This window comes from Mycobacterium sp. NAZ190054, assembly GCF_001545925.1.
GTDB lineage: Bacteria > Actinomycetota > Actinomycetes > Mycobacteriales > Mycobacteriaceae > Mycobacterium.
Map to the genome: position 1 here is coordinate 1 of NZ_LMVQ01000272.1, position 5,044 is coordinate 5,044.

The window sequence follows — 5,044 nt, forward strand, 5'->3', positions numbered from 1 at the left end:
CCCGCACATTTCCTGTGCCACAGACGATCCCGTAGGGCGCCAGCGCGTCGGCGATGAGTTCCGGAATCTCGAAGTCCAGCGCGCAGCCGCCGAGCAGCACCACGAAGCCGATCCTGCGCAGGTCCCCGGCCGGGGCGATGCTGCGCAGCGCACGCAGCGCGTTGACGACGAACACCCGTTGTTTGGCGGTGCGGCGCACCTCGCGAATCCGGTCGATCGAGTGGCGGGTGGGGATGGGATTCATCGCCTGCCCCGACAGGGTCACCACGCGCGCGAACGCCGTTGCGGGCAGCGGTTTCTCGAAGAACTGCGCGGTGCCGTTCTCCAACCTGACGTGAAAGAAGCTCTCCGCCTTGCCCAGCGGGCAGCGCTTGATCTCCTCGGCCAGCTCGAGGTTGCCCAGTCCGAGTTCGGTGTCGATGAGCTTGGTGACGAGATCGCCCGCCCCCGCCAGATGGACCGCGTCGATCGCCCCGTCGGTGCCGATCACCGCGGCGTCGGTGGAGCCGCCGCCCATGTCGAGAACCACCAGCGGACGGTCGGTGCCCGGCGTCGTCAGCGCACCCCGCACCGCCATCTCGGCCTCGACACCACCGACCAGCGCGGCGACCCGCTCCGCGCCGGCGATGCGGAGCCGCTCGGCGATCGCGTCGGCGACCGCCTGCATACCGCTCTCCTTGGTCCGCACCATCGCCGCGAGCGCCACCGCGTTCTCCAGCGCGACCTCGCCGGCCACCCCGCCACGCACCTCCTGCGGCACCTGCGTGTCGATCGCGAGAAGATCGGTGATCTTGACGTCGCCGATGTCGTGCTTGGACAGATCGGCCATGCTCTGGCGGACGTTGGCGATCATCCCGCCCGCGTTCGTCCCGGACTCCCCGGCCACGTCGACGAGCGGCCCGACACGCTCCACCTCCGCCATGATGTCCGCGGCGCCCAGCGAGACGTCCACCACCGCAACGCGGTTCGGACCGGACAGCTCCAGCGACCCGGCCGGGATGGCGCGGTCCGCCAAGTCGCCGGAAGGGGTCCTGACGACGACGGCCGACCGGTTGCCGGTCAGCGCCCGCGCCACCGGCGACACCACCCGGGTCTGGTCGGCGTCCAGACCGAAGATGGTGGCCAACCCGTAGGCGTTCGACAGCGTCCGGATGGACTGCCCCGGTGCCGCCACCTCGACCGCGGCCAGCATGCCGACCGGCACCGCGTCGATGCGCGACACCTCGTCGATGATCGGGATCCGCCGGCTCAGCCGGTTGGCCACCAGGACCGCGTCGTCGTTGCCGAGGATCGCGGCCGAGACGTCGACCCCGCGAACGGTGGCCGCCTCGATCCCGGCCGCGGCATCCTCGAAGTCGATCTCCCGGGGCACCAGCGCGATCACCGGCTGTTCGCCGGTCAGCCCGGACAGCGACGCGAAGTCGACGATGACGCCCACGCCGAGCCCGCGTCCGCCCGGTGTTCTCGGGTCGTGCCCGATCATCGTCGACTCGGTGATGATGGTCTCGGTGATGGTCTCCATCGCCAGGCCGCTGATCACCGGCGTCGCCTCGTTGAGCAGGACCACGTCGAGGGCGTCGATGCCGATGCCGGCGTCCTGCGCCGCCCACGTGACGGCCTTGAGCACACCGTCGACGTTCTTGACGGTGCCCTTGACGCCGGTGGTGTGGGTGAGCGCGACGCCGATGTAGTCGATCGTCCCCTGCGGGCCCACCCGGGCGACGCTGGCTTCGGTCGTCGAATTGCCGATGTCGACGCCGACGACGACGGCCCCGTCCACTTCTCGCGTGCGCGCCGTCAGGAGAACACCGCCTGCACCTCGACCGGCTTCGCCCCCTTGACGATCTGCTCGGTCTCCTTCAGATGCAGCAGTGCCGCCTTGGCCTGCCACCGCGGCCGCGCCATCTGGTCGTTGAGCGTCGGCACCGGCTGCGGTGACTCGCCTTTGGCGTACTGCGCGGCGTTGGAGCCGATGCTGCGGTAGGTCTCCAACGTCAGCAGCGGGCACTGCGGGAACAGTTCCAGGCTCGACAGTCGCGGTAGGTCCCGCTGGTGGATCATCGACGTCCCGCGCGACAGCAGGCCGATGCCGATACCGGACCCGGACAGCTTGGCCGCGGTGTGCGCGATCACCGCGAGGTCGGAACTGTGCCGGACCCGGATGACGCGCGCCGCCACCTCCTGCTCCTCGATGCCGGCCAGGATCTGGCGGAGCACCTCGCCGTGGGACACGTTGACGATCGTCTGGCTGAAGAAGTCGGCGAACGCCGGCGAAACCCCGAGCACCACTTCATCGGAACGCGAGCCCCGCTCGGCGGGCCCGGTGTCGGTCAACGTGACCGCCCGCTGCTTGTCGGTCGCGATGGTCGTCACGGTCACTGCACCTCTTCTTCCGGGTTGGACGCACTCGTCACGTGCCTGAGCCGTTTCATCTCTTCCCACCGTTGTCCCGAAGGCCGGTAACCGGTGCCGGGGCCCCGGTAGTCGTTGCCGTCGTTGACCCCGGACAGCGGCGTGAAGTCGCGGGTCATGATCGCCGAGGTCTGCAGCATGTCGCCGGAGACCCGCTGCCGCAGCACGTTCAGCAGGTTGGCCGCCATGTCGGAGAAACCGGTGGCATCGAGGGCCTTCACCAGATCCAGACCGGTGATGCCGCGGTCCATCACCTGCTGGGCACCCTTGAGGTCCTCCAGCACGTCGCGCGGCACCAGATCCTGGGATCCGTTGGCGTACACCGCCGCATCGACCTCGGCGTCACTGATCGCGGGCAGGTCCAGGTAACCGAACACCGCCTGCAGCGCCTTGGCCGCCTTGGTGCGCGCCGCCAGGATCTCGGACTCCCTGACGTGCCGCAGACCGCCGTCGATCTGCAGATCGCGCTGGATCGTGTTGAAGTCGTCGAAGTCGTCGCTGTCGACGTTGGACCCGGCGAACATGTTGTCGTAGTTCGGCATCGACGAATAGCCCGAGCAGACGAAGTCGGTACCGGGCATCATCTGCGGCATCAGCCGCGCCGTCCGCCGCATCGGCGAATGCGAGAACGACTGGTCGTTGCCGGACGCGCACTCCAGGTCCAGCGCCGCGGCGATCAGGTTCTCCGCGGCGACGGCCCGGATCCCCGCAGGCACCGCACCCGGCACGCCGATGCACGAGATGGAGCCGTTCTGCAGCCCCTGCACACCGGCCCCCTTGGTGACCAGAATGCAGCGAATCTCCAGGTACAGCATGGACTTTCCCTGCGCGTTGCCCATCTGCACCTCCGATCCAGTACCGGAGGTGAACCGCATCTTGATGCCGCGCGACGCGTACGCCGCGGCCAGGAACGCCTTCGACCACGGGGTGTCGTCACCGTCGACGAAGACCGGCTCGGTGCCGTACACCGAGATCGTCTCGGCGTAACCGGTGATGCCCCGCATGCCGAGCTCGAGCTCGGTGGCCTCCTCCAGCGCGCACTGGGTCATCGGTCCACCGGGGTTGACCTGGCTGCCGATCTGCAGCGCCATCGCCACCAGCGGTGCGTACCGCACCACGCCGAGGGTCGTCTCGACCTCGGAGAATCCGCGCAGCGCGGCCTCGGCGGCATCGCACACCACCTGCAGCGGATTGTCGCGGGCACTGGTGCAATGCGCCTGGTTCGCCGGGGTCCGCCGGGCCCGCATCTTCTGCATGCCCATCATGATCTCGACGATGTTCATGGTCTTGGTGACCTCGAGCAGCTTCGCGGGGGTCAGTCCGCCCGTGACGGCGATGACCTCGGCGCGGGACACGTTGGGGTCGACGAGCATCCGGGCGATGTCCACGGCGGGAATGGCCATGGAGGCTTCGGTGGTCTGCACGTCGATCGCCTTGTCGGCGATGAACTGGTCGATGAAGTCGAAGTCGGCGCGGGCCACCCCGTCCATCTCGACGATCAGACCGTTCTCGACGCGCACGCTCGGCTTGGGGTCGAACGGGCTGTCCATCGCGACCATGCCGACCTCGGGCCATTCCTCGACGAACCCGTCGAGGTTGACCGGGCGGCTCTCGAGGGCCTCGGTCCGCAGGGAACGCCGCGCGGTTTCGACCGAAGACCGCTGGGACAGTGCTGAGGCAGTCACAGATTCTCTCCTATTCGCTCGTGGCCAGGATGTCGCGGCGCTCGTAGACCTCGGCCGCCTCTCGCACCAACTCGGCGAGAAGCTCGGCCTGGTACTGCGACGACAACTCCTCGGCGATCGCTTCCAGCTCTTCCTTCGTCGACGCGTTCGGGCGTAAGGCGTTGTAGATCTCGAGAACCCGTTCATCCGAGATCGCCGTCATCTCCGCCGCCCTGCGCAGGTTGGCGCCCAGCTGTACCCGGCCGACCTTCTCGGAGATCTGGGCCTGCAGCCGCAGGGTGTCCGGGGTGATCCGAAGGTCGGCGGCCTCGATGTCGCCCGCGACGACGGCGGGCATTGTGATGGCGTCGATGGACTTGCCTGTCGGCGTGAACAACAAATCGTTGCGGTTCACGCTCAACGGATAGTCCACCGCGGGATCGAGGTTTGATTCCGTCATACACCTCTCCTGGAACGGGGGCGGCACGCGGCCACCCGGGGTCGGTTGGTAACTCGACGAGTCGCGTGGGTACCAGTGTGGCTCCCGTCACGTTGCACCGAGGTTGCAGTCTTCGTCTACCGTGATCGACCCATGGAGGACCGACCGTTTCCCGAGCGGGTCCTGCGCCTGGGTGAGTACTTCAGGCTGGTCGAGCCGACCGGCGACGGATGGCGGCCGATGGCCGAACTGTTCGCAGAACCCGTGCTGACCGACCTGGCCGCCGGCACCCGGCGCGCCATGGCGCGGTACGCGGGCTGCGAGGTCGCGGCGGTGCCCCCGCGCGCCGCGGCGTCCTCGCTGCAGCTGTCGGTGGCCTCCCGGCTGCTGTCCCCGGTCGTCGGCCATCTTCGCCTCCGAGAACAACACCATCAAGATCGCCGACGTCCCCCCGACCGACGTCGTCGTGCAGCGCGGCCCCACCCTCGACGGCATCGGCAAGTACTACGCCGACACCATCGAGATCTCC

The 5,044-nt window shown here is 68.5% G+C and carries 4 protein-coding genes and 1 pseudogene; 1 reads left to right on the forward strand and 4 read right to left on the reverse strand.

From position 1 onward, the window contains the following. The 4 genes from ASJ79_RS18505 to ASJ79_RS18520 form a co-directional block, all read right to left on the reverse strand. Positions 1-1,780: diol dehydratase reactivase subunit alpha (locus tag ASJ79_RS18505; RefSeq protein ID WP_067958212.1), on the reverse strand; the 1,780-nt coding region annotated here is incomplete at its 3' end. A gap of 17 nt (positions 1,781-1,797) precedes the next feature. Next, positions 1,798-2,373 (reverse strand): propanediol/glycerol family dehydratase medium subunit, encoded by a 576-nt coding sequence (locus tag ASJ79_RS18510; RefSeq protein ID WP_231750915.1) that lies wholly within the window; start codon positions 2,371-2,373, stop codon positions 1,798-1,800. Positions 2,374-2,375: 2 nt separating this feature from the next. Further along, positions 2,376-4,097, reverse strand: coding sequence for a propanediol/glycerol family dehydratase large subunit (locus ASJ79_RS18515; RefSeq protein WP_231750916.1), 1,722 nt, complete (start codon positions 4,095-4,097; stop codon positions 2,376-2,378). 10 nt (positions 4,098-4,107) lie between these two features. Then, positions 4,108-4,536, reverse strand: a complete 429-nt coding sequence (locus ASJ79_RS18520; RefSeq protein ID WP_067958218.1) for a diol dehydratase small subunit — start codon at positions 4,534-4,536, stop codon at positions 4,108-4,110. Between the two features lie 376 nt (positions 4,537-4,912). Here ASJ79_RS18520 and ASJ79_RS32435 point away from each other — a divergent pair. Then, positions 4,913-5,044 (forward strand): annotated as a pseudogene (locus tag ASJ79_RS32435) (inositol-3-phosphate synthase); the annotation flags it as partial.

Excerpts from the sequence above, each read along its gene's own strand:
- ASJ79_RS18520 (WP_067958218.1), bottom strand. The coding sequence starts at position 4,536 with ATGACGGAATCAAACCTCGATCCCGCGGTGGACTATCCGTTGAGCGTG.